21 protein-coding genes are annotated in these 21,249 nt (G+C 53.6%); 2 read left to right on the forward strand and 19 right to left on the reverse strand.

All coding sequences use genetic code 11. The features are described from left to right. Positions 1–348: 348 nt before the first annotated feature. The 9 genes from truD to cysG all read right to left on the reverse strand — a co-directional run bounded on the left by truD (position 349) and on the right by cysG (position 7,856). Complete coding sequence (gene truD / locus BG55_RS13700) at positions 349–1,398, reverse strand: tRNA pseudouridine(13) synthase TruD (protein ID WP_034938478.1); 1,050 nt, start codon at positions 1,396–1,398, stop codon at positions 349–351. Next, complete coding sequence (ispF, locus tag BG55_RS13705; RefSeq protein ID WP_034938747.1) at positions 1,398–1,877, reverse strand: 2-C-methyl-D-erythritol 2,4-cyclodiphosphate synthase; 480 nt, start codon at positions 1,875–1,877, stop codon at positions 1,398–1,400. Before ispF ends, truD begins: the two co-directional genes overlap by 1 nt. 11 nt (positions 1,878–1,888) lie before the next feature. Next, the gene (gene ispD / locus BG55_RS13710) at positions 1,889–2,593 is read right to left on the reverse strand and encodes a 2-C-methyl-D-erythritol 4-phosphate cytidylyltransferase (protein ID WP_034938479.1); all 705 of its coding nucleotides are present in this window, start codon (positions 2,591–2,593) and stop codon (positions 1,889–1,891) included. A gap of 3 nt (positions 2,594–2,596) precedes the next feature. Continuing rightward, complete coding sequence (gene ftsB / locus BG55_RS13715; protein ID WP_034938481.1) at positions 2,597–2,917, reverse strand: cell division protein FtsB; 321 nt, start codon at positions 2,915–2,917, stop codon at positions 2,597–2,599. A gap of 186 nt (positions 2,918–3,103) precedes the next feature. After that, a complete protein-coding gene (locus BG55_RS13720) occupies positions 3,104–3,424 on the reverse strand; it encodes a DUF3561 family protein (protein WP_034938482.1) in 321 nt (106 codons plus the stop codon). A gap of 56 nt (positions 3,425–3,480) precedes the next feature. Next, on the reverse strand, positions 3,481–4,086 hold the full coding sequence (gene cysC / locus BG55_RS13725; RefSeq protein WP_034938484.1) for an adenylyl-sulfate kinase: 606 nt from the start codon (positions 4,084–4,086) through the stop codon (positions 3,481–3,483). Then, on the reverse strand, positions 4,086–5,513 hold the full coding sequence (gene cysN / locus BG55_RS13730) for a sulfate adenylyltransferase subunit CysN (protein WP_034938485.1): 1,428 nt from the start codon (positions 5,511–5,513) through the stop codon (positions 4,086–4,088). The genes cysC and cysN overlap by 1 nt, the downstream gene beginning before the upstream one ends. 9 nt (positions 5,514–5,522) lie before the next feature. Continuing rightward, on the reverse strand, positions 5,523–6,431 hold the full coding sequence (cysD, locus tag BG55_RS13735; protein WP_034938487.1) for a sulfate adenylyltransferase subunit CysD: 909 nt from the start codon (positions 6,429–6,431) through the stop codon (positions 5,523–5,525). Between the two features lie 9 nt (positions 6,432–6,440). After that, on the reverse strand, positions 6,441–7,856 hold the full coding sequence (gene cysG, locus BG55_RS13740) for a siroheme synthase CysG (RefSeq protein WP_034938749.1): 1,416 nt from the start codon (positions 7,854–7,856) through the stop codon (positions 6,441–6,443). Between the two features lie 319 nt (positions 7,857–8,175). Here cysG and BG55_RS13745 point away from each other — a divergent pair, with 319 nt between their 5' ends. After that, complete coding sequence (locus BG55_RS13745; protein ID WP_034938488.1) at positions 8,176–8,460, forward strand: YciI family protein; 285 nt, start codon at positions 8,176–8,178, stop codon at positions 8,458–8,460. A gap of 174 nt (positions 8,461–8,634) precedes the next feature. Here BG55_RS13745 and BG55_RS13750 read toward each other — a convergent pair whose 3' ends face one another. From BG55_RS13750 to cysJ, 4 genes are all read right to left on the reverse strand, one after another. Continuing rightward, entirely contained in the window at positions 8,635–9,054 is a 420-nt protein-coding gene (locus BG55_RS13750) for a hypothetical protein (RefSeq protein ID WP_034938490.1), read from the reverse strand. A gap of 92 nt (positions 9,055–9,146) precedes the next feature. Continuing rightward, entirely contained in the window at positions 9,147–9,878 is a 732-nt protein-coding gene (cysH, locus tag BG55_RS13755) for a phosphoadenosine phosphosulfate reductase (RefSeq protein WP_034938491.1), read from the reverse strand. Between the two features lie 12 nt (positions 9,879–9,890). After that, a complete protein-coding gene (gene cysI, locus BG55_RS13760; protein WP_034938493.1) occupies positions 9,891–11,606 on the reverse strand; it encodes an assimilatory sulfite reductase (NADPH) hemoprotein subunit in 1,716 nt (571 codons plus the stop codon). 135 nt (positions 11,607–11,741) lie between these two features. After that, on the reverse strand, positions 11,742–13,553 hold the full coding sequence (cysJ, locus tag BG55_RS13765) for an NADPH-dependent assimilatory sulfite reductase flavoprotein subunit (protein ID WP_034938494.1): 1,812 nt from the start codon (positions 13,551–13,553) through the stop codon (positions 11,742–11,744). A 304-nt stretch (positions 13,554–13,857) separates the two neighbouring features. Here cysJ and queD point away from each other — a divergent pair, with 304 nt between their 5' ends. Next, positions 13,858–14,220 carry a 6-carboxytetrahydropterin synthase QueD gene (queD, locus tag BG55_RS13770; protein ID WP_034938496.1) on the forward strand — a complete coding sequence of 121 codons (363 nt, stop codon included), beginning with the start codon at positions 13,858–13,860 and terminating at the stop codon, positions 14,218–14,220. A gap of 17 nt (positions 14,221–14,237) precedes the next feature. On the opposite strand, the gene queE is transcribed toward queD, so the two are convergent. From queE to mazG, 6 genes are all read right to left on the reverse strand, one after another. Continuing rightward, a complete protein-coding gene (gene queE, locus BG55_RS13775) occupies positions 14,238–14,909 on the reverse strand; it encodes a 7-carboxy-7-deazaguanine synthase QueE (protein ID WP_034938498.1) in 672 nt (223 codons plus the stop codon). Positions 14,910–15,055: 146 nt separating this feature from the next. After that, positions 15,056–16,177: an acyltransferase family protein gene (locus BG55_RS23270; RefSeq protein WP_235192761.1), complete on the reverse strand. Its 1,122-nt coding sequence runs from the start codon at positions 16,175–16,177 to the stop codon at positions 15,056–15,058. After that, entirely contained in the window at positions 16,162–16,941 is a 780-nt protein-coding gene (locus BG55_RS23275) for an acyltransferase family protein (RefSeq protein WP_235192762.1), read from the reverse strand. Before BG55_RS23275 ends, BG55_RS23270 begins: the two co-directional genes overlap by 16 nt. A 206-nt stretch (positions 16,942–17,147) precedes the next feature. Further along, positions 17,148–18,443: a phosphopyruvate hydratase gene (eno, locus tag BG55_RS13785; RefSeq protein WP_034938499.1), complete on the reverse strand. Its 1,296-nt coding sequence runs from the start codon at positions 18,441–18,443 to the stop codon at positions 17,148–17,150. A gap of 78 nt (positions 18,444–18,521) precedes the next feature. Further along, a complete protein-coding gene (gene pyrG, locus BG55_RS13790) occupies positions 18,522–20,159 on the reverse strand; it encodes a glutamine hydrolyzing CTP synthase (RefSeq protein ID WP_034938501.1) in 1,638 nt (545 codons plus the stop codon). Positions 20,160–20,346: 187 nt separating this feature from the next. Further along, positions 20,347–21,153 (reverse strand): nucleoside triphosphate pyrophosphohydrolase, encoded by an 807-nt coding sequence (gene mazG, locus BG55_RS13795; protein WP_034938503.1) that lies wholly within the window; start codon positions 21,151–21,153, stop codon positions 20,347–20,349. Between the last annotated feature and the right edge of the window lie 96 nt (positions 21,154–21,249).

Genomic DNA, 21,249 nt, shown 5'->3' on the forward strand with positions numbered 1-21,249 from the left:
CTTGTTATTGTTGCAGACTGACTGAAGGGCAATTCCAGATAACAGGCCGAAATATTCTATCGCGTGGTGGCGAACAGTGGTAGAAGCAACAGACAGTCGGATATCCTGTTGTTTTTGCTTTAGTGGCATCAACTTCGCAATAACGTTAACGCCATTCGCTTCATTTGGTCATATGACGAACATATCATAACCAACTGAAATAAAAGAAAAATAAAAAAATCCTGGATTAAAAACGCGTCCTTACGAGGAATAATATCAGCAGCAGGATTAATGCAGAGAGGCGAATTCTCTGTGGCTGTGCCTGCGGACGGCCAGGGGACACGCCGTAATGACAGGCACCGTGCGCTGCTATTCATCCACCCCGGCATCACCTTCCGTCTGTTGCAAAACTTCACGCAGAACGCTGGTCGCAAAGCTGCCAGCCGGTAACCAGAAATTCAGCTCAACGGTAACATCATCCAGCCAGCACCAGCGGAGATCTCGGGGAATCAACAGCATCGCGCGCCTTGCAGCATCAACACCTTCCCGCTCCAGCAGTGCATTAAGTTCAGCATCATCGGCCAGGCTTTGCTGCTCAAACGCCAGCGCAACGGACTCGCTTCCCCAGGGACCTCGTCCTGGCAAGGGTGCCGTAATCCGCAACTCGTTGCTCTCGACCCGTTTTTGCAACTCGTCCAGTTCGCCCTCCTGTGCCACAAACCAGCTGCCGCGACCGGTTAATTGCAACGCATCACCGGGCTGTACACGCAGTAGCGAGCCGTGGGAGGAGAGACGGTCACTGACCACCCGATTAAACAGCGCGCTGCGGGCAGCGGAAAGCAGAAAGCTGCGTTTGTTACGCTCGCGCACCACGAGGTTATTCGCCGCCCAGCGTTGTGCCATCAGCAGGTTATTGCCGTTATGACCAAAACGCTGCATACCAAAATAATTGGGAACGCCAACAACCGCGATCTGCTGCAACCGTTCTTCCACCGCAGCCCGATCGGAAATCTGACGCAGAGTCAGTCGAAACGCATTGCCCTGTAACGCGCCGGTTCGAAGCTTACGACGATGGCGGGCGCTTTCCAGTACCTCGCAACCTTCGGGCTGAAAAGCGGATAAATCAGGCGTCTGTTTGCCGGGAATACGCAGGCAGAACCACTGTTCAGTCACCGCATGACGATCTTTCATCCCGGCAAAACTGACATCACGGGGAGGTATACCGGCAAACTTCGCCAACGCTTCAGCAACAAAACGGGTATTACAACCGACCTTGCGGATGCGAACCAGCAACTGCTCTCCCTCGCCGTCAGGCCGATAGCCAAGGTCTTCAATGACAACGAAATCTTCCGGAAAAGCCTTCACCACGCCAGTGGCGGTGGGTTGTCCATGCAACCAGCACAGATCGCTGAATACCATTACTTTTCTGTCCTGAACAGCGTTGCCACAGCTTCACAGGCAATACCCTCGCCCCGCCCGGTAAAACCCAGCTTCTCGGTGGTAGTGGCTTTAACATTCACATCATCCATGTGAATGGCCAAATCTTCCGCGATATTGATTCTCATCTGCGGAACATGCGGCAACATTTTGGGAGCCTGAGCGATGATAGTGACGTCAACGTTACCCGGGCGGAAACCTTTTTTCTCAATCTGTCGCAGGGCTTCACGCAGTAGTTCCCGACTGTCTGCCCCTTTCCAGGCCTCATCGGTGTCCGGGAACAGTTTGCCGATATCGCCAAGAGCCGCCGCGCCAAGCAGGGCATCGGTCAGCGCATGCAGGGCCACATCACCATCGGAGTGGGCCAGCAGTCCCTGAGGGTATGGAATTCGCACGCCGCCTATGATCAGCGGGCCTTCGCCACCAAAAGCATGAACATCAAAACCGTGGCCGATACGCATCATGCGCTCTCCTAGTTATGTAATTGGGTCAGATAAAAGGACGCCAGTGCCAAATCTTCCGGGCGCGTCACCTTGATATTATCGCTACGTCCGGTAATCAGCTGAGGCTGATAGCCACAATATTCCAGCGCAGAGGCCTCATCAGTGATTGTCGCACCCTCATGCAGGGCTTTTTGCAGGCAGTCGCGCAGTAGCGCCAGGGGAAACAGCTGCGGCGTCAGCGCATGCCATAGCGCCTCGCGATCCACGGTGTGGTCTATTACCGATGCATCCCGGCGTCCGCGCTTCATGGTGTCGCGAACCGGAGCAGCCAGAATGCCGCCAGTGCAGCCGTCAGAAGCTATCGCCAGTAAACGTGTCAAATCGTCAGGATGCAGGCAGGGACGCGCCGCATCATGCACTAAAACCCATGGTGAGGCCGATGCCGCCTGTAATCCCGCCAGCACAGAATCTGCACGCTCTTTACCTCCCGCGACGCGGATGATACGAGGATCGCTGGCGATGGGCAGTGCGGCAAAGTAGGGATCGGTTGGGCTGACAGCGATAATAATGCGGTTAATGGCCGGATGGGCCAGCAGGCTGTCGATAGCATATTCAAGAAGGGTTTTACCCCTGATGGTCAGATATTGCTTGGGGCACTCTGCCAACATACGGCTGCCAATCCCGGCTGCGGGAACAACGGCAATCACGTCCGGAAACGAATCTGTACTCTTCATGCGTTATCGTTGCTGGCTGCTCAGATTCCCCTGCTGCGCGTTTCGTTTATTCTGATCCGGCACCAGGCGATAAAAGGTCTCACCGGGTTTAATCATCCCCAGCTCGTTACGTGCGCGCTCCTCAATTGCTTCAGAACCGCCGTTAAGATCGTCGATTTCTGCAAACAGCTGATCGTTTCGCGCTTTTAATTTGGCGTTACTGCTCTGTTGCACCGCAACATCGTCATTAACCCGTGTGAAGTCATGTATGCCGTTCTTGCCCAGCCAGAGCGAATATTGCAACCAGCAGAGTAAAGCAAGCAGCAGCAGTGTCAGTTTTCCCATCCCCGCCCCCTGAAAAACGGCCCAATCATCCCATAACTTTCCATCTGACTCCACTACGCCGTGAAATAGCTGTCAATTGACGCATCGCTGAGCAATCACCGTGATGACGGCAATCTGGCAAAATTTTGTAACCGCCGTAAGCAACCAGAAACCAGTGCCTGGCGCAGGGATGGGCCTTTTTTCAGCTCACCAACCGCTAAGCAGGGTGAATAATAGCCAGAAAAGGGCAATAACTAACAGTGCGGTGAGCAACAGCGTCCAGATCAGATGACCACGCAGCAGCGCGCTGATCGCAATGCCAATCAGCACAGAGGCCGGTAAAAGCGCGAGGAAAAAGGGCCAGGTATAGAGGAAGAAAAACAGTGTGTTAGAGCCATAGAGCAGGAACGGGATGGCGAGAGCACACCAGTAAGAGGCAAAACCGACGACGCCTCCGGGAAATGACCAGGATATCTCTTCCTGGTCTCTCTCTTCTTTGCGGGCCAGCATGGGCGTAACATTATGCATAAGGATCCTGTTGGCGCGGAAAACAGCCCGTTCAGAGGCGTTTCGTTATGGCTATCTCAGGACCTGATGATATCGCGCTGACGAAGCAGATCTAACACTTGAACCAGCAATTTTGTTACCAATTGTTGACCATCAAGATGCAGTTCAGCCGCGTCGGGAGCCTCATAAACAGCATCGATTCCGGTAAAATTACGCAATTCTCCGGCCCGCGCTTTTTTATACAGCCCTTTTGGATCGCGCGCTTCGCAAATTGCCAGCGGGGTATCGACAAAGACCTCAATAAAGCGTCCTTCTCCCAGCATATCCCGCACCATCTGGCGCTCTGCCCGATGCGGAGAGATAAAGGCACTCAGCACCACCAGACCGGCATCAACCATCAGCTTTGCCACTTCCCCAACCCGACGAATATTCTCTTTGCGATCTTCGTCGCTGAAGCCCAAATCGCGGCACAGGCCGTGGCGCACATTGTCACCATCCAGCAGATAGGTGCTGACACCCATCTGCTGAAGTGCCTGTTCCAGCGCGCCCGCCACGGTCGATTTCCCGGAGCCTGAAAGCCCGGTAAACCACAGCACCACGCCCTGATGACCGTGCTGCTGCTCACGTTCAGCCCGCGTTACCGCGTGGCTGTGCCAGACCACGTTTTCATCATGACCCGCCATTATTCACCGCCTGAAATATCGCGCGCGCCCCAGTGGGGAAAATGACGACGCACCAGCGCATTGAATTCCAGCTCGAACGCGCTGTAATTCCCGGCCGCCTGCACCCGATCCTGTCTGACTTCGCGGATCATGCCGGCACCAACGGTCACATTGCTCAGACGATCGATAAAGATCATGCCGCCGGTCACCGGATTTTGCTGGTAGCTGTCCAGCACCATCGGCTCGTCAAAAATCAGATCGACCAGACCGATGCCGTTCAGCGGCAGACTTTCCACCTTACGCTGCGTCAGGCTGTTGATCTCCACCTGATACTGAATGCTTTCCACCCTGGCGCGGGTTTTCTTACCGGCAATTTTGATGTCAAAACTCTGTCCCGGCACCAGCGGCTGTTCAGCCATCCATACCACATCCACGCTTGCGGCCTGGACCGGTTTCAGTTCTGCACTGGCATCCACCAGTAAGTCGCCCCGGCTGATATCGATTTCATCTTTTAGCACCAGAGTGATCGCTTCCCCGGCCTGCGCTTCCTGAAGGTCGCCGTCAAAGGTCACAATACGCGCAATAGCTGACTCCACACCGGATGGCAGGACCTTCACCCGCTGCCCTACCTGCACAACCCCGGACGCCAGCGTCCCGGCATAACCACGGAAATCCAGGTCCGGACGATTAACATACTGCACCGGGAAGCGCATCGGCTGCTGCTCCACCACGCGGGTCACTTCAACGGTTTCGAGCACGTCAAGCAGCGTCGGGCCGTTATACCAGCTCATCGCCTCACTGCGGGCGGCGACGTTTTCACCTTCCAGCGCAGAAAGCGGCACGAAACGAATATCCAGGTCAGCGGGTAGCTGACTGGCAAAATCCAGATAGTCCTGGCGGATCTGTTCAAAACGCGCTTCGCTGTAATCAACCAGATCCATCTTATTTACGGCGACAATCAGATGCTTAATCCCCAGCAAGGTGGAAATAAAGCTGTGACGACGGGTCTGATCCAGCACGCCTTTGCGGGCATCTATCAGCAGGATAGCCAGATCGCAGGTAGAGGCACCGGTTGCCATATTGCGGGTGTACTGCTCGTGCCCGGGCGTATCGGCAATGATAAATTTGCGTTTTTCAGTGGAAAAATAGCGATAGGCGACATCAATGGTGATGCCCTGCTCACGCTCAGCCTGAAGGCCATCCACCAACAGCGCCAGATCCAGTTTTTCACCCTGTGTACCGTGACGCTTACTGTCGTTATGAAGGGATGACAGCTGGTCTTCATAAATCTGCCGCGTATCGTGCAGCAGGCGACCAATCAGCGTGCTCTTGCCATCGTCGACGCTGCCACAGGTGAGAAAGCGCAGCAGGCTTTTGTGTTGCTGGGCATGCAGCCAGGCTTCCACGCCACCCTGATCGGCAATTTGTTGTGCAATGACGGTATTCATGTTGGCTCCTCAGAAATAACCCTGGCGTTTTTTCAGCTCCATCGAACCAGACTGATCGCGATCGATCACCCGGCCCTGACGCTCGCTGGTGGTGGAAACCAGCATCTCTTCGATAATCGCAGGCAGGCTCTGGGCCTCAGACTCCACCGCGCCGGTCAATGGCCAGCAGCCCAGCGTACGGAAACGCACCATCCGCTGCTTAATCTCTTCGCCAGGCTGTAAATCAATGCGTTCATCATCAATCATCATCAGCATGCCGTCGCGCTCCAGCACCGGTCGACTGGCGGCCAGATAGAGCGGAACGATCTCGATATTTTCGAGAAAAATGTACTGCCAGATATCCAGCTCGGTCCAGTTGGAGAGCGGGAAGACGCGGATGCTCTCGCCTTTATTAATCTGACCGTTGTAGTTGTGCCACAGCTCAGGGCGCTGATTTTTAGGGTCCCAGCGGTGAAAACGGTCGCGGAAGGAGTAAATACGCTCTTTGGCGCGGGACTTTTCTTCATCGCGACGGGCACCGCCAAATGCGGCGTCGAAACCATATTTGTTCAGTGCCTGCTTCAGCCCTTCGGTTTTCATAATGTCAGTGTGCTTTGCGCTGCCGTGCACAAAGGGATTTATCCCCATTGCCACGCCTTCCGGATTGCGATGCACCAGCAGTTCCGCACCGATCTGTTTCACCGTACGGTCACGGAATTCGTACATTTCGCGAAATTTCCAGCCGGTATCAACATGCAACAGCGGGAATGGCAACGTACCGGGCCAGAACGCCTTGCGCGCCAGATGCAGCATCACCGAGGAATCTTTCCCGATGGAATACATCATTACCGGATTACTGAATTCTGCGGCGACTTCACGGATGATATGGATACTTTCCGCTTCCAGTTGACGCAGGTGGGTGAGTCGTTTTTGATCCATAACTTTTCCTCAAGCCAAATTTACAACGGCGGAGTCGCGTCCGGCCTGCTGTGCTGAATGTTGAAACCACGCCAGCTGCTGATGAAGATTAACCACTTCGCCAATCACGATCAGCGCTGGCGTCGGTGCGCGTTGCGCCAGTTCATCGAGAGTCTCCAGCGTGCCGGTCAGCACCTGCTGGTCCTGTCGCGTTCCACGACCAATCACCGCCACGGGGGTATGCGCATCGCGACCATGAGCAATCAGCCTGGCAGAAATCTCTGCCGCTTTTACCGTGCCCATATAAATAGCCAGGGTTTGCCGGGCGCGGGCCAGGGAAGGCCAGTCCATCTCTTCGCCGCCTGCACGGCAGTGGCCGGTAATAAACAGGGCGCTCTGCGCGTGGTCACGATGGGTCAGCGGGATGCCCGCATACGCCGTCGCGCCGGCAGCGGCGGTGACGCCAGGCACCACCTGAAAGGGGATGCCAGCCTCGACGGCGGCCTGTAGCTCTTCTCCGCCGCGGCCAAAGATAAAGGGATCGCCGCCTTTCAGACGCACCACCCGTTTTCCTTTTCTTGCCAGCTCCACCAGCAGGCGATTAGTCTCTTCCTGCGGTACGCTGTGGGCATTGGCGCGCTTACCTACGCAGATGCGATCGGCATCGCGCCGGACCAGATCCAGTACCTCATCGCTGACCAGATGGTCATATAACACCACGTCTGCCAGCTGCATCACCTGTAAACCGCGCAGGGTCAGCAAACCGGCATCGCCGGGGCCCGCTCCCACCAGGATGATTTCTCCCTGGCTGGCATCAGGATTGTCGAGTTGTTGATCGAGGGTGCGTTTGGCGCCAGCAACGTTGCCGGAGGCAATCTGACTGGCAAACAGCCCGTTAAAGGCCGTTTCCCAGAACCGACGGCGCTGGGACATTTTACTGAAGCGCTGTTTGACCTTATCCCGCCACTGTCCGGCAATTTCCGCCATCTGTCCCAGATTGCCAGGCAGCAACGCTTCCAGCTTTTCACGCAGCAGACGCGCCAGAACCGGCGCGGTGCCGCTGGAAGAGATCGCTACCACCAGCGGTGAACGATCGACAATGGAAGGAAAGATAAAGGAGCATTTGGGCTGGTCATCCACCACGTTGGCAAGCAGTCGTCGTTCTCCGGCATCAGTATAGACGCGGCTGTTCAGCTCACCATTATCCGTTGCGGCAATCACCATCCAGACGTGGTCAAGCTGGCTGCTCTGATACTCTTCAGCCAGCCACTCAACGGCTCCGCTGGCGTGCAGCGCAGTCAGCTCGGCGCACAATTCGCGTGCGACGATCTGCGCCCGCGCGCCCGCACGACGTAGCAGCTCAATCTTGCGTGCGGCGACATCACCGCCGCCAACAATCAGCACAGGTTTATCACGGAGGTCGGCAAAAATCGGGAGATAGTCCACGTCAACCCTGTTGTTAATCACAAAAAGTTCACGAGACTATACGGCCCCGGCCAAAGCCTTATGAAATTACTAATTGGAATGAGTAGTTACCGAATGGAATAACAATCTGACTAAGCTAAGAAAAAAAAGTGCTTAACGGATGATATTCGGGCCATTTTGAGCTGAATCAAATGGCGCGATAGCGGTCACACTTTAATGCTGAAGCAGAAATTTTTTTGTCACCCGGAGCGGATAACTGACCTGAAACGGACGTTAACGGTCCGGATATTCCATGCCAGCGGCAGTTCCGTCACTGGCAAACTGAGCCTGAGGAGACCGAATGTACATTGTCAGCCTGAGTTACACCCGCCCCATCGTCGAAGTCGAACCCTTGCTGGAAGCTCATCTCAGCTGGCTGAATCACTATTTTGCGGCCGGGGTGTTTATTGCCGCCGGACGCAAAGAGCCGCGTACCGGAGGGGTGATCATCGTTAGCGATATGGAGAGCGATCGGCTGGATGCCATTCTGGCAGAAGATGCTTTCCAGGCGGTAGCCGACTATGAAGTCACAAAAGTTAACGTCACCGTTGCCGGCGATGAATTTGCCAGCCTGGTGGGCCGCTGATTATCGCTGTCAGAGAATAAGGATACCGCATGCCACCGATCTGCTGTGGGTGCTGAAAGAGAGCGATCGTGTGGCGTGCTGTGCAGTTAAACGGAGCTGTGGGTTATCCGGGAAGCGGAGTCTGCCTGGCGGATAACCTGAAAGCTTACAGGTGCGGGCGGCAAGAGCCCGCGTTCAGTTTGTCAGGATCGATTCAATGCCGTATATCAACGCGGGGAAATAAGACTGATCGATGATAATTCCTCCGGTCAGTTTCCAGCTGTCATATACCTGAGGCGAAGCGCTGAAGGTAAAGCCCACCGAATCACTTCCCACAATCGCATTAAATCCACAGGTAAACGTTTCAATTCTCGGTGCAAAACTTACCGGTTCAGGCGATTCATTTCGGGACAGAGAAGCATAAAAACCCGATATCATCTCCTTCAGGCTTGTAAGATCATAGGGCGTAAGTTCACACTGGCACTGGAGATTTATGCCACACCCCTCTATCTCAAGCCAGCACCTTATCTCATCTTCCTGAGGTTCCTCTGGCTCCTCAATCCGCTCAATAAATGAGAGTCGGAAGAGGGTTGCTTCGTTCTTTATTTCAAACATTTATTGTCCCGTCGCTCAATCGATATGGCAGTGCATGCCAGCAAAAAAGCGGGTAAACATCTGGCATAACACAATGCCATGCAGCAACGGGATTACTCGTGCAGGCCGCATTCACGTTTCAGGCCAAAGAAACGCGTCTCTTCTTCCGCCATCCCCGGCTCCCATTTACGCGTGGTGTGGGTATCTCCCACCGAGAGATATCCCTGATCCCACAGAGGGTGATAATCGAGGCCATGCGCTTTAAGGTACTGATAGACCTGCTTGTTATCCCAGTCGATAATCGGCAGCACCTTAAACACGCCGCGCTGAATCGCCAGCACCGGTAAATTAGCCCGGCTGCCGGATTGTTCGCGGCGCAAACCGGCAAACCAGGTCTGACCGTTAAGCGTTTGCAACGCACGGTTCATCGGCTCGACCTTGTTAATCTGGTTGTAACGCTCAATGCCTTCGACGCCCTGCTCCCACAGCTTGCCATAACGCGCCTCCTGCCAGGCGGGGCTCTGCTCAGCACGGAAAATTTTCAGATTGAGATTGAGCTGCTCAGTCAGCCGGTCAATAAACTGGTAGGTTTCCGGGAACAGATAACCGGTATCGGTCAGGATCACCGGAATGTCTGGCTTCACCTGGCTTACCAGGTGCAGGCTGACCGCCGCCTGGATACCAAAGCTGGACGAGAGCACCGCTTCACCGGGCAGGTTTTCCAGTGCCCAAATTACGCGATCGGTTGCTGACAGTTTTTCCAGCCTGTTATTCATTTCCGCCAGCACCATCACCCGCTCAACTTTAGGCAACGCGTTCAGTGCAGAGAGATCGAGTACAGCCATATCACGCCTCCGTTATTGCCAGAAATCACGAGCCGGATCGACAACCGGTTTCACAATGCCTGCCCGCACGGTGAAATCGCCAAAGCCTTCACCCGCTTCGCGCTCTGCTGCCCAGCGGCTCATTAATTCATCAAGGGTAGACAAAATTTCGTCTTCAGTAATGTTTTCACGGTACATCCGGGGGATGCGCGTACCGATACGGTTACCTCCCAGATGCAGGTTGTAACGTCCCGGGGCCTTGCCCACCAGGCCAATCTCCGCCAGCAGCGCACGACCACAACCATTCGGACAGCCGGTGACGCGCAGCACAATGTGCTCATCACCGACGCCGTGTGCGCTCATGATACCCTCCACGCGGGTAACAAACTCTGGCAGGAAACGCTCGGCTTCGGCCATCGCCAGCGGGCAGGTGGGAAAGGATACGCAGGCCATCGAATTTTCACGCTGAGCGCTGACGCTTTCCATCAGACCATGATCTCGCGCCAGTTGCTCAATGTGCGATTTATCCGCTTCCGGCACGCCCGCGACGATCAAATTCTGATTTGCCGTCAGGCGGAAATCGCCTTTATGTACTCTGGCAATCTCCGCCACGCCCGTTTTAAGAGGGCGGCCGGGATAGTCCAGTAAGCGGCCATTTTCAACAAACAGCGTCAGATGCCATTTATCATCAATGCCTTTTACCCAGCCAAACCGGTCGCCGCGCGTGGTGAATTCGTAGGGGCGAACAGGCTCGAAGGTGATCCCGGCGCGACGCTCAACTTCCGCTTTAAACGTCTCCACGCCGACACGTTCCAGGGTGTACTTGGTTTTGGCGTTTTTGCGATCGGTACGATTGCCCCAGTCACGCTGGGTGGTGACCACGGCCTCCGCCACCGCCAGGGTTTTATCCAGCGGCAGATAACCGAACTCACTGGCGGTGCGGGCATATGTCGCTTTGTTACCATGATCGATTGACAGTCCACCGCCAACCAGCAGGTTAAAACCAACCAGCTTACCGTGCTCTGCAATGGCGATAAAATTCAGATCGTTAGCATGCAGATCGACATCATTGTGCGGCGGCACCACCACGGTAGTTTTGAATTTACGTGGCAGATAGGTTTCACCCAGGATCGGCTCTTTATCGGTGGTGGCCACCTTTTCCTGATCCAGCCAGATTTCAGCATAGGCGCGGGTTTGCGGCAGCAGATGCTCAGAGATCTTTTTCGCCCACTCATAAGCCTGCTGATGCAGTTCAGATTCCACAGGATTGGAGCTGCATAACACGTTACGGTTAACATCATTAGCCGTCGCCAGCGCGTCCAGCCCCACCTCGTGCAGCATCTGATGCGCAGGTTTGACGTTGCCTTTCAGAATGCCGTGAAACTGGAAGGTCTGCCGGTTAGTCAGGCGAATACTGCCGTAAATAGTGTTTTCTTCGGCAAATTTATCAATGCCCAGCCACTGCTGCGGGGTGATAATGCCACCCGGCAGGCGACAGCGCAGCATCATGGCATGACGTGGCTCCAGCTTCTGCGCGGCACGCTCGGCGCGGATATCCCGGTCATCCTGTTGATACATACCGTGAAAACGGATCAGCAGAAAGTTATCGCCGGTAAAGCCTCCGGTGAGACCATCCTGCAAATCGTCAGTAATGGTACCACGCAGGTAGTTGCTCTGTTTTTTCAGGCGCTCGGCATCGGTGAGTTTACCTTCAACCACCAGTGGGCCGGGATGTTTGTCATTGCTCATCAGGCTGTATCTCTCAATTGTTCGTGAATGCCGCGGGTGGCTATCTTTCCTGCCAGCAAGGCGCGAGCGGGACAATCAGGCGATCTGAAGGGCAGCGGTGAATGCGCAACTGCCCCTTAAATTTTCGCCACCGTTTTAGTAAACGTCTCGCTGATAACGGCGCTCAATGCGCAGTTCACTTAAAAATTCATCGGCCGTTTCCAGATCCATCCCACCCTGTTCAGCCACTACCTCCAGCAATGCCTGTTCCACATCCTTCGCCATCCGGTTGGCGTCACCACAGACATAGATGTGCGCGCCCTGTTCAATCCAGCGCCAGACCTCATCACCTCTGGCACGAATTTTATCCTGCACATAAACCTTATGCTGCTGGTCGCGGGACCAGGCAAGATCGATATGCGTCAGCAGGCCGTCTTTCACATAGCGCTGCCATTCAACCTGGTAGAGAAAGTCTTCGGTAAAGTGTGGATTACCAAAGAACAACCAGTTTTTCCCTTCCGCCCCGTCGTTGTCACGCTGTTGCAGAAAAGCGCGGAATGGCGCGATGCCGGTGCCGGGGCCGATCATAATCACCGGCGTTTCCGGATTGGCGGGCAAACGGAAGTTATCGTTATGTTCAATAAACACCCGAATCTCGCCGTCTTCTTCCAGACGATCGGCAAGGTAGCTTGAAGCGCCGCCCGCACGGGCACGGCCTTCGATATCAAAACGCACCGCCCCGACGGTGATATGCACCTCGGTTTCATTTTCAGCCTGCGATGAAGCGATGGAGTAGAGCCGTGGCGTCAGTGGCCGCAGCAGTGCAATTAGCTGTTCCGCCTGCAATGCTACCGGTGCCTGACGTACCATATCGACGATGGGCGTGGTCTGCGCGTACTGCTGTAAATGGTTCTTGTCGCCGGTCAACGCCAGAAGTTTTTCATCGCGGGAATGTTTGCCGTACTCCGCGACAATCTGCGGTGTATTGACGGTCAGTTCAAAATGCTTTTGCAGCGCTTCAGACAGCGTCAGCGTCTGACCGTTGACCTCTGTCGTTTCGTCGCCTTTCAGCCACAGCAAGTCGAGCAGTTCCTGCACCAGAGCCGGATCGTTTTCGTACCAGACGCCCAGCGCATCCCCAGGCTGATAGCGCAAACCTGAATCACCCAGGTCGATTTCGATGTGGCGCACATCCTTATCGGAGTTGCGCCCGGTAATTTTCTGGTTAACCGCCAGGCTCGCCGTCAGCGGGGCTTCTTTGGTATAAGGACTGGTAAAAACTTCATTAACTGCACCCGCCACCGATACCGTCGGCCCTGTGGGCGCACCGTCGGGCACTCTGGCTTTGAGGATGGCAACAATCTCTGTGCGCCACTTTTCAGCTTCCGTCGCATATTCAACATCGGCATCAACGCGTGCCAGCAAACGCTCCGCGCCCATCTCTGCCAGCCGGGTATCAAAGTCTTTTCCGGCCTGACTGAAAAATTCATACGAGGTATCACCCAAACCAAATACCGCAAAGGCCGTGTTGTCCAGTTTTGGTGCCTTTTTCGACATCAGAAACTTATGCAGGGCCACAGCTTCTTCCGGTGGCTCGCCTTCGCCCTGGGTGGAGGTCACCACAATCAGCAATTTGTCCTGAGCGATCTGCTTGAATTTGTAGTCACCGGCATTAACCAGGTTGACCTTAAGCGTGGCCGCCAGCAAATCATCCCGCAGTTGTTCCGCCAGACGACGGGCATTGCCGGTTTGTGAAGCTGACAGCAGCGTAATGGTTGGCGTTTCCGTCGGAGCAGGCGCACCGGGTGCGGCAGACGCAGATGTCGACGTCTGATTCACCATGCCCCAGAAGTAACCGGAAAGCCATGCCAGCTGGGTAGTGGAAAAATCACCGGTCGCGGCTTGCAGGCGAGCGAGTTGTTCAGGAGTGAGCGGAAGCAGTGAGCCTGGAGGTGCCTGAGTCGTCATTAGCTTGAGTGTTCCAGTGAAGGCGCTGAGCCATAAAGTCAGAGATATAGCATTAGGGTAACGACTGGCATAATAACCCTTAAATAAGGGTTGGTAATAATAAATAACCAAAATGACTAAACGGTTTTATCGCTAAGATATAGCAGCAAAACAGGTTAATTAATTCCTTTATTATCATCACGTTATGCCGTGTTACATTCTGTTGCCTGCTGCTTAATATGAAAAGGCCGGGAAACGGGTGCGAAAAAAGCAATTTTCCGGTAGACTTCGCCGGTTTTTTTCAGGAAATAACCGGGACTGTGTCATGGCCACCACGCTGTTTAAAGATTTTCAATTTGAGGCTGCTCATCATCTGCCTAATGTTCCTGCTGGTCACAAATGCGGGCGTCTGCACGGGCACTCTTTTCTTGTGCGGCTTGAAATTACCGGCGAAGTGGATGCGCATACCGGCTGGGTGATGGATTTTGCCGAACTGAAAGCGGCATTCAAGCCCGTTTATGACCGTCTGGATCACTATTATCTCAATGAGATTCCGGGGCTTTCTAACCCGACCAGCGAAGTGCTGGCGAAATGGATCTGGGATCAGATGAAGCCAACCCTGCCGCTGCTGAGTGCGGTGATGATCAAAGAAACCTGTACCGCAGGCTGCGTCTACAGGGGGGAATAACGCCAGCCGCGGCCCGGTCAGGCAATATTCAGGTATTTGTGGGTCTGCATGGATAAACGCCAGTTTCGTGCGATGCAGGTTTCAATGCAAAGCTGTGTCGCGTCTTTCTTCTGACTGATAGGTTGCAACGCCACAATGCGGCTTTTCTGATCGTCCAGGGTTACCAGCAGGGCATCCAGTGCATCGATATCACGCTGACGCGCCACCGGATGTTTCACTTCATCGGCACGGACCAGCGCCTGGTTCAGTACGTCATAGCCCCCACGCATATTGACCTTTGGTGACACCGTGACCCAGGTAGCTGAACTGCAAAGCACCTGATGCGTGCCACTGGTTTCAATCTGGCAACGGTAGCCCTGCTGTTCAAGATATTCTGTCAGCGGGGTAAGATCGTAAATGCAGGGTTCACCGCCGGTGATCACCACATGTCGGGCGGTCCAGCCATGTTGCCCTATCACTGCCAGCAGAGCCTGAGCATCTGCCATTCCCCAGGCATCTGACTCTACTGTTTTCAGCAGAATATCGCCCAGCGCCGTTTCCCGACTGGCCAGCTTATCCCAGGTGTGTTTGGTATCACACCAGCTGCAACCAACCGGGCATCCTTGCAGGCGGATAAAAATTGCCGGAACGCCGGTATAAAAACCTTCGCCCTGCAATGTCTGGAACATCTCATTTATCGGGTACTGCATCACGCTCTCAACTGACCGGAAAAAAACAGGAGCGGAAGTATGACAGAAAGCCCCCTCTTAACCAAACGGCTTCGTGCGCAGCGGGTAACTTGATCTGCCACTAAAACATCGGGGCGGTGCTGGACGGCAACGCCCCGGCAGAGGGTTTACATAAAGTTATCCTGGTGCATCTCCTGCATCGCCTGCCCCATCACATCCTTCGCACCACTTAACGTCAGATGACCATAGTCATTGGAGATGGGGTGACCATCGGAAGCCAGTCCACGGCAGACATCACCGGGGCAGATAATGGCGTAGACCGAGATATAGGGTATCTGCATATCCAGCATCGCCTGCTTCATCGTCAGGTCGGTGGTTTTGATACTGCGATCGATGGAGGATGCCACCAGGTCCTTACGCCCGTCTGTCTGGTAGGCCAGCAAATCCGGCAAGGCTTCCGAATACTCAATGGTTGGTCCCAGAACAATAATGTTGTCTGATACGGTTTTCAGGTGCGCCAGCGTGGCTTTCAACGGTGCGATGTCCTGCGGTAACCAGCGGGCAGAGATAATCACACCATCAATTTTATGTTGTGGGATCCAGCTTTCGTACAGCTCATCCACCAGCTCAGTACAGGGATTGCGCAATGACTGATGATAGAGGGGTTTGCAGCCCGCCGAGGTGGCCTGAATGACATTGACGCCCTCGCCCGCCGCCAGGCTCATCGCCCGCCAGAGATGGGCCGCATGGCTGTCACCAATCAGCACATAGTTGCGGGCAGTGTCGGACATTTTCAGGCAGTATTCGCGATCGAAAGGCTTATCCTCCTGACTTTTTCCATCAACAAAACAGCGGCCCGGACGGTACTGATAGCTGAACTCCGGCATATCTTTGTACTGAGAATAGTTCGCCAGCGCCAGCGCCTGCTGGGAGAACTGCCCGGCATTATTACTCACATGGCCTTTATACAAGGTGCCAGAAGCCATCAGCACCAGGGCTGCGACCGAGGCCGCCACAATTCTGGCAGGTGGTAACACCGCCAGTTTGTAACGAAACGGGATCTCAATCAGATAACGCGAAGCCACCGCCAGTCCCAGTGTCAGGCCCGCAATCACGCCTTCACGAATGCCCGGTGCAAAGTTAAAGAACATGCGGCTGTAAACAATAATCGGCCAGTGCCACAGATAGAGGCAGTATGAAATCATACCGATATAGACTACCGGCCTTAGCGCCAGCAGTCGGGAAACCACCGCTTTCTGCCCCGCCAGAATGATTAAAAAGCTCCCCAAACAGGGCCAGAGCGCATTCCACGCCGGAAAAGGTTTGCTGGTGTCCAGCCAAAAAATCCGCCAAGGATCAGCGCCAGTCCGCTAAGACTCATCAGGTGTTTCACTCCCTGTGATACCTTCACCATTTTCGCTTCAAGGCCTGCGACAGCAATCAGCCCGCCCAGCGCCAGCTCCCATGCCCGTGTTGGCAACATATAGAAGGTGAAGGTCGGTTTTCGGGTGACGGCATAAAGGCTGAGAAGAAAAGAGATAAAGATAATCAGCAACATCGCCTGAACGACCCGCTGGCGAAAAAAACGCATCACCAACAGCAGGATTACCGGAAAAACAATATAGAACTGTTCTTCAACGGCCAGTGACCAGGTGTGTAACAGGGGTTTCAGCTCAGCAGGTCCGGCAAAGTAACCGGTGGTTTTCCAAAAGAAGATATTGGAGGAAAAAAGCAGGGTCGCCAGTGAACTGTTGCTGAGGTCATTGAACTGAACCGGCAGCAAATGGTAGTAGCCAAAGATGAGCGTAGCCAGTAAGACCACAAACAGAGGAGGCAAAATACGCAGGCAGCGGCGCTTATAAAAATCCAGATATGAGAACGTATTGTTAACCGCGCCGGAGTAGATAATGCCGCAGATTAGATAACCCGATATAACAAAAAAGATATCCACCCCGGTGAAACCGCCGGGTATGCCGGTGATCCCCATGTGATAAGCAATTACTGGCAGCACCGCCAGTGCCCGCAGTCCATCCACGTCCGCCCTGTATTTCATTTTTCAATGGTCCTGATTACATTTACTTACCGGAAATTTACATAAAATTGATTAGAAATTCTGTAATAAGCGGATAAATCAGACCATTCCGCAATCAGCGGGGTGACTTAACAAATTAATTTCATTGAATAAAAAATAAAAAAGCCCCGTCCTGAGACGAGGCTTTTCAGAAAATCCTCAACCATAAAGGCGAGGAATATTCAGATTTACTGACCTTTAACTTCTTTCAGACCGTTGAATGGCGCACGGCTTCCCAGCGCTTCTTCAATACGGATCAGCTGGTTGTACTTGGCAACACGGTCAGAACGGCTCATAGAACCGGTTTTAATCTGGCCAGCGGCAGTACCAACCGCCAGATCAGCGATGGTGGCATCTTCAGTTTCACCAGAACGGTGAGAGATAACGGCAGTGTAGCCAGCATCTTTCGCCATCTTGATTGCAGCCAGAGTTTCGGTCAGAGAACCGATCTGGTTGAATTTAATCAGGATAGAGTTGGCGATACCTTTATCGATACCTTCTTTCAGAATTTTGGTGTTGGTCACGAACAGATCGTCGCCCACCAGCTGGATTTTGTCGCCCAGTACTTTGGTCTGATAAGCAAAACCAGCCCAGTCAGATTCATCCAGACCATCTTCGATAGATACGATTGGGTACTGTTTGGTCAGGTCTTCCAGGAAGTGGGTGAACTCTTCAGAGGTGAACGCTTTGTTGCCTTCACCAGCCAGCACGTATTTGCCGTCTTTGTAGAATTCAGACGCGGCGCAGTCCATCGCCAGAGTGATGTCTTTGCCCAGCTCGTAACCGGCTGCTTTTACCGCTTCAGCGATAACCGCCAGCGCTTCAGCGTTGGAGCCCAGGTTTGGTGCATAGCCGCCTTCGTCACCCACAGCGGTGTTCATGCCTTTGGACTTCAGCACTTTAGCCAGGTTATGGAAAACTTCTGAACCCATACGTACAGCTTCTTTCAGGGTTTTAGCACCAACTGGCTGGATCATGAACTCCTGGATATCAACGTTATTGTCCGCGTGCTCACCACCGTTGATGATGTTCATCATTGGCAGCGGCATGGAGAACTTGCCTGGGGTGCCGTTCAGTTCAGCAATGTGCTCATACAGCGGCATACCTTTTGCCGCTGCGGCAGCTTTAGCCGCAGCCAGAGAGACAGCCAGGATGGCGTTAGCGCCGAACTTAGATTTATTCTCAGTGCCATCAAGATCGATCATGATCTTGTCGATGTTCGCCTGGTCTTTGGCATCTTTACCGGTAACCGCATCTGCGATTGGACCGTTAACAGCCGCCACGGCTTTCGTCACGCCTTTACCCATGAAACGGGATTTGTCACCGTCACGCAGTTCCAGTGCTTCACGTGAACCGGTAGACGCGCCAGATGGTGCAGCAGCCATACCGACGAAACCGCCTTCCAGGTGAACTTCTGCTTCAACGGTCGGATTACCACGAGAGTCGATGATTTCGCGACCGATGACTTTAACGATTTTGGACATTAGTTTTTCCTCAGTACAAGTTAACTTAAACTCAGACAAACAACGCGGGGAAATGTGCCCGCGCCGTTATGAAAATACTTATTTTGCCAAACGCTTCTGATACTCGCTGGCCGCTTTAACGAAACCGGCAAACAGTGGATGACCATCACGGGGCGTTGAAGTAAATTCCGGATGGAACTGACAGGCAACAAACCATGGGTGTTGAGGATTCTCGATAATCTCCACCAGCTGATCGTCACCGGAACGCCCCGCCACGCGCAAGCCTGCGGCTTCAATTTGTTTTAACAGCAGATTATTAACTTCATAACGATGACGATGGCGCTCGACAATGGTGTCGGAACCATACAGCTGATGAACCAGACTGTTGCTGGTCAACTGACACTGCTGGCTACCCAGACGCATGGTGCCGCCCAGATCGCTCTGCTCGCTACGGACTTCCACATTGCCTTCTTCATCACGCCATTCGGTGATTAACGCCACCACCGGGTACTTACAGTCTGGCACAAATTCCGTGGAGTTTGCCCCTTCCATACCGGCAACGTTACGCGCGAATTCCATCAGAGCAACCTGCATCCCCAGGCAGATGCCAAGGTAAGGAACGTTGTTCTCACGCGCATAACGAGCGGTCATCAGTTTGCCTTCCACACCACGGTAGCCGAAACCACCAGGGATCAGGATAGCATCCAGATTTTTCAGTAACTCAATACCGCGGCTTTCCACATCCTGCGAGTCGATCAACTTGATGTTCACCGTTACGCGATTTTTCAGACCACCGTGTTTCAGCGCTTCAATCACTGACTTATAGGCATCCGGTAACTCTACATACTTACCGACCATACCAATGGTTACTTCACCGCCCGGATTAGCCTCTTCATAAATTACCTGTTCCCACTCGGACAGGTTCGCTTCCGGTGCGTTCAGATTAAAACGCTTACAAATGTAATCATCCAGACCCTGTGATTTCAACAGCCCTGGGATTTTATAAATAGAATCAACATCTTTCAGTGAGATAACTGCTTTTTCCGGCACATTACAGAACAGGGCGATTTTTGCACGCTCATTGGCGGGAACCGCACGATCGGAACGGCAAATGAGTACGTCAGGCTGAATACCAATCGATAACAGTTCTTTAACGGAGTGCTGAGTCGGTTTGGTTTTTACTTCACCGGCAGCGGCCATGTAAGGCACCAGCGTCAGGTGCATATACATGGTGTGTTCACGGCCCACATCCACCGCCATCTGACGGATAGCTTCAAGGAACGGCAAAGACTCAATATCCCCAACCGTACCACCGATCTCAACCAGCACCACGTCATGTCCCTCACCACCTTCGATGATGCGCTCTTTAATGGCGTTAGTGATATGAGGAATGACCTGAATGGTTGCGCCAAGATAGTCGCCACGGCGCTCTTTGCGCAGGACTTCAGAATAGATACGGCCTGTCGTGAAGTTGTTACGGCGGCTCATTTTAGTGCGGATAAAGCGCTCGTAGTGGCCCAGATCCAGATCGGTTTCAGCACCGTCATCGGTAACAAAAACTTCACCATGCTGAGTAGGGCTCATGGTGCCGGGGTCCACGTTGATATACGGGTCCAGCTTCATGATGGTCACATTAAGACCACGCGCTTCAAGAATGGCGGCCAGGGAGGCTGCGGCAATGCCTTTTCCCAGAGAGGATACGACCCCGCCGGTCACAAAAATATAATTCGTTGTCATGCTGAACCTGAGAAAGTAGGTTTAAAGACGATGGAATAACCAGGACGGGAAAACAGTATACCGGAATCCCTGCATTGCCACAATTGCTCGTTTCTGGTTATCAGCCAGCCATCGCACAGACCGCCATAAGGTTACCCTGGCAGGCACGCTCAGAGGTTGAGCCAGGTCACATTTTTGTTGAATCGAGTCAGCAAATTATTCCTTCAGGCGATGACTCTGCCGCTTTCACCTGCTGCCAGGCAGCTTCCATCTGTTCCAGCGAGGCATCCTGCATCTTCATGCCCTGCGCAGCAATAATCTCTTCCACTTTGCGGAAACGCCGTTCGAACTTATCATTGGCCTTCTGCAAAGCAACTTCAGCTTTGCTGCCAAGGTGGCGGGAAAAATTAACGGTAGCAAACAGCAGGTCACCGATCTCCTCTTCCAGCTTTTGTTGACAGACCACCGCCTGCTGAGCTTCATGCATCACTTCGTCGATTTCTTCATACACTTTATCCAGCACCGGCCCTAACGTGTTCCAGTCAAAACCCACGTTGCTGCAACGTTTCTGGATTTTATGAGCCCGCATCAGCGCAGGTAACGCGCGTGGAATATCATCCAGCGCCGAGTGCTGTTCTTTATCCGCACGTTCATCACTTTTGGTCTGTTCCCAGTTGGTCACCACATCCCCGCTGTTACTGACCTTTTCGTCGCCAAAAATATGCGGATGTCTGCGCTCAAGCTTATCGCTGATGGTGTTGCAGATGTCGTTAAAATCAAACCGTCCTTCTTCTTCCGCTATCCGGGCGTAGAAAACCACCTGAAACAGCAGATCGCCCAGCTCACTCTTCAGCGCATCAAAATCCTGCTGGCTGATGGCATCGAGCACTTCATAGGTTTCTTCCAGCGTGTAGGGGGCGATGGAAGCATAGGTCTGTTCACGATCCCACGGGCATCCTTTTTGCGGATCGCGCAGGGAGGTCATGATGCCCAGCAGGCGATCGAGTGAGTTCATAAAAAATCCTTACGTCGAAATAAAGAGGAAAACAGCAATATAAATGAGCAAAATTTGTGCGGGGAACATCCATTAAATCAGGCTATGCGCTGGCGC

The sequence above is a fragment of the Erwinia mallotivora genome, assembly GCF_000590885.1.
GTDB lineage: Bacteria > Pseudomonadota > Gammaproteobacteria > Enterobacterales > Enterobacteriaceae > Erwinia > Erwinia mallotivora.

Excerpts from the sequence above, each read along its gene's own strand:
- cysN (WP_034938485.1), bottom strand. The coding sequence starts at position 5,513 with ATGAATACCGTCATTGCACAACAAATTGCCGATCAGGGTGGCGTGGAA.
- BG55_RS13750 (WP_034938490.1), bottom strand. The coding sequence starts at position 9,054 with ATGTTTGAAATAAAGAACGAAGCAACCCTCTTCCGACTCTCATTTATT.
- queD (WP_034938496.1), top strand. The coding sequence starts at position 13,858 with ATGGCCACCACGCTGTTTAAAGATTTTCAATTTGAGGCTGCTCATCAT.
- ispF (WP_034938747.1), bottom strand. The coding sequence starts at position 1,877 with ATGCGTATCGGCCACGGTTTTGATGTTCATGCTTTTGGTGGCGAAGGC.
- BG55_RS13720 (WP_034938482.1), bottom strand. The coding sequence starts at position 3,424 with ATGCATAATGTTACGCCCATGCTGGCCCGCAAAGAAGAGAGAGACCAG.
- pyrG (WP_034938501.1), bottom strand. The coding sequence starts at position 20,159 with ATGACAACGAATTATATTTTTGTGACCGGCGGGGTCGTATCCTCTCTG.
- mazG (WP_034938503.1), bottom strand. The coding sequence starts at position 21,153 with ATGAACTCACTCGATCGCCTGCTGGGCATCATGACCTCCCTGCGCGAT.
- cysC (WP_034938484.1), bottom strand. The coding sequence starts at position 4,086 with ATGGCGGGTCATGATGAAAACGTGGTCTGGCACAGCCACGCGGTAACG.
- queE (WP_034938498.1), bottom strand. The coding sequence starts at position 14,909 with ATGCAGTACCCGATAAATGAGATGTTCCAGACATTGCAGGGCGAAGGT.
- cysH (WP_034938491.1), bottom strand. The coding sequence starts at position 9,878 with ATGGCTGTACTCGATCTCTCTGCACTGAACGCGTTGCCTAAAGTTGAG.
- ftsB (WP_034938481.1), bottom strand. The coding sequence starts at position 2,917 with ATGGGAAAACTGACACTGCTGCTGCTTGCTTTACTCTGCTGGTTGCAA.
- cysJ (WP_034938494.1), bottom strand. The coding sequence starts at position 13,553 with ATGACGACTCAGGCACCTCCAGGCTCACTGCTTCCGCTCACTCCTGAA.
- truD (WP_034938478.1), bottom strand. The coding sequence starts at position 1,398 with ATGGTATTCAGCGATCTGTGCTGGTTGCATGGACAACCCACCGCCACT.
- eno (WP_034938499.1), bottom strand. The coding sequence starts at position 18,443 with ATGTCCAAAATCGTTAAAGTCATCGGTCGCGAAATCATCGACTCTCGT.
- BG55_RS13745 (WP_034938488.1), top strand. The coding sequence starts at position 8,176 with ATGTACATTGTCAGCCTGAGTTACACCCGCCCCATCGTCGAAGTCGAA.
- ispD (WP_034938479.1), bottom strand. The coding sequence starts at position 2,593 with ATGAAGAGTACAGATTCGTTTCCGGACGTGATTGCCGTTGTTCCCGCA.
- cysD (WP_034938487.1), bottom strand. The coding sequence starts at position 6,431 with ATGGATCAAAAACGACTCACCCACCTGCGTCAACTGGAAGCGGAAAGT.
- cysI (WP_034938493.1), bottom strand. The coding sequence starts at position 11,606 with ATGAGCAATGACAAACATCCCGGCCCACTGGTGGTTGAAGGTAAACTC.
- BG55_RS23275 (WP_235192762.1), bottom strand. The coding sequence starts at position 16,941 with ATGAAATACAGGGCGGACGTGGATGGACTGCGGGCACTGGCGGTGCTG.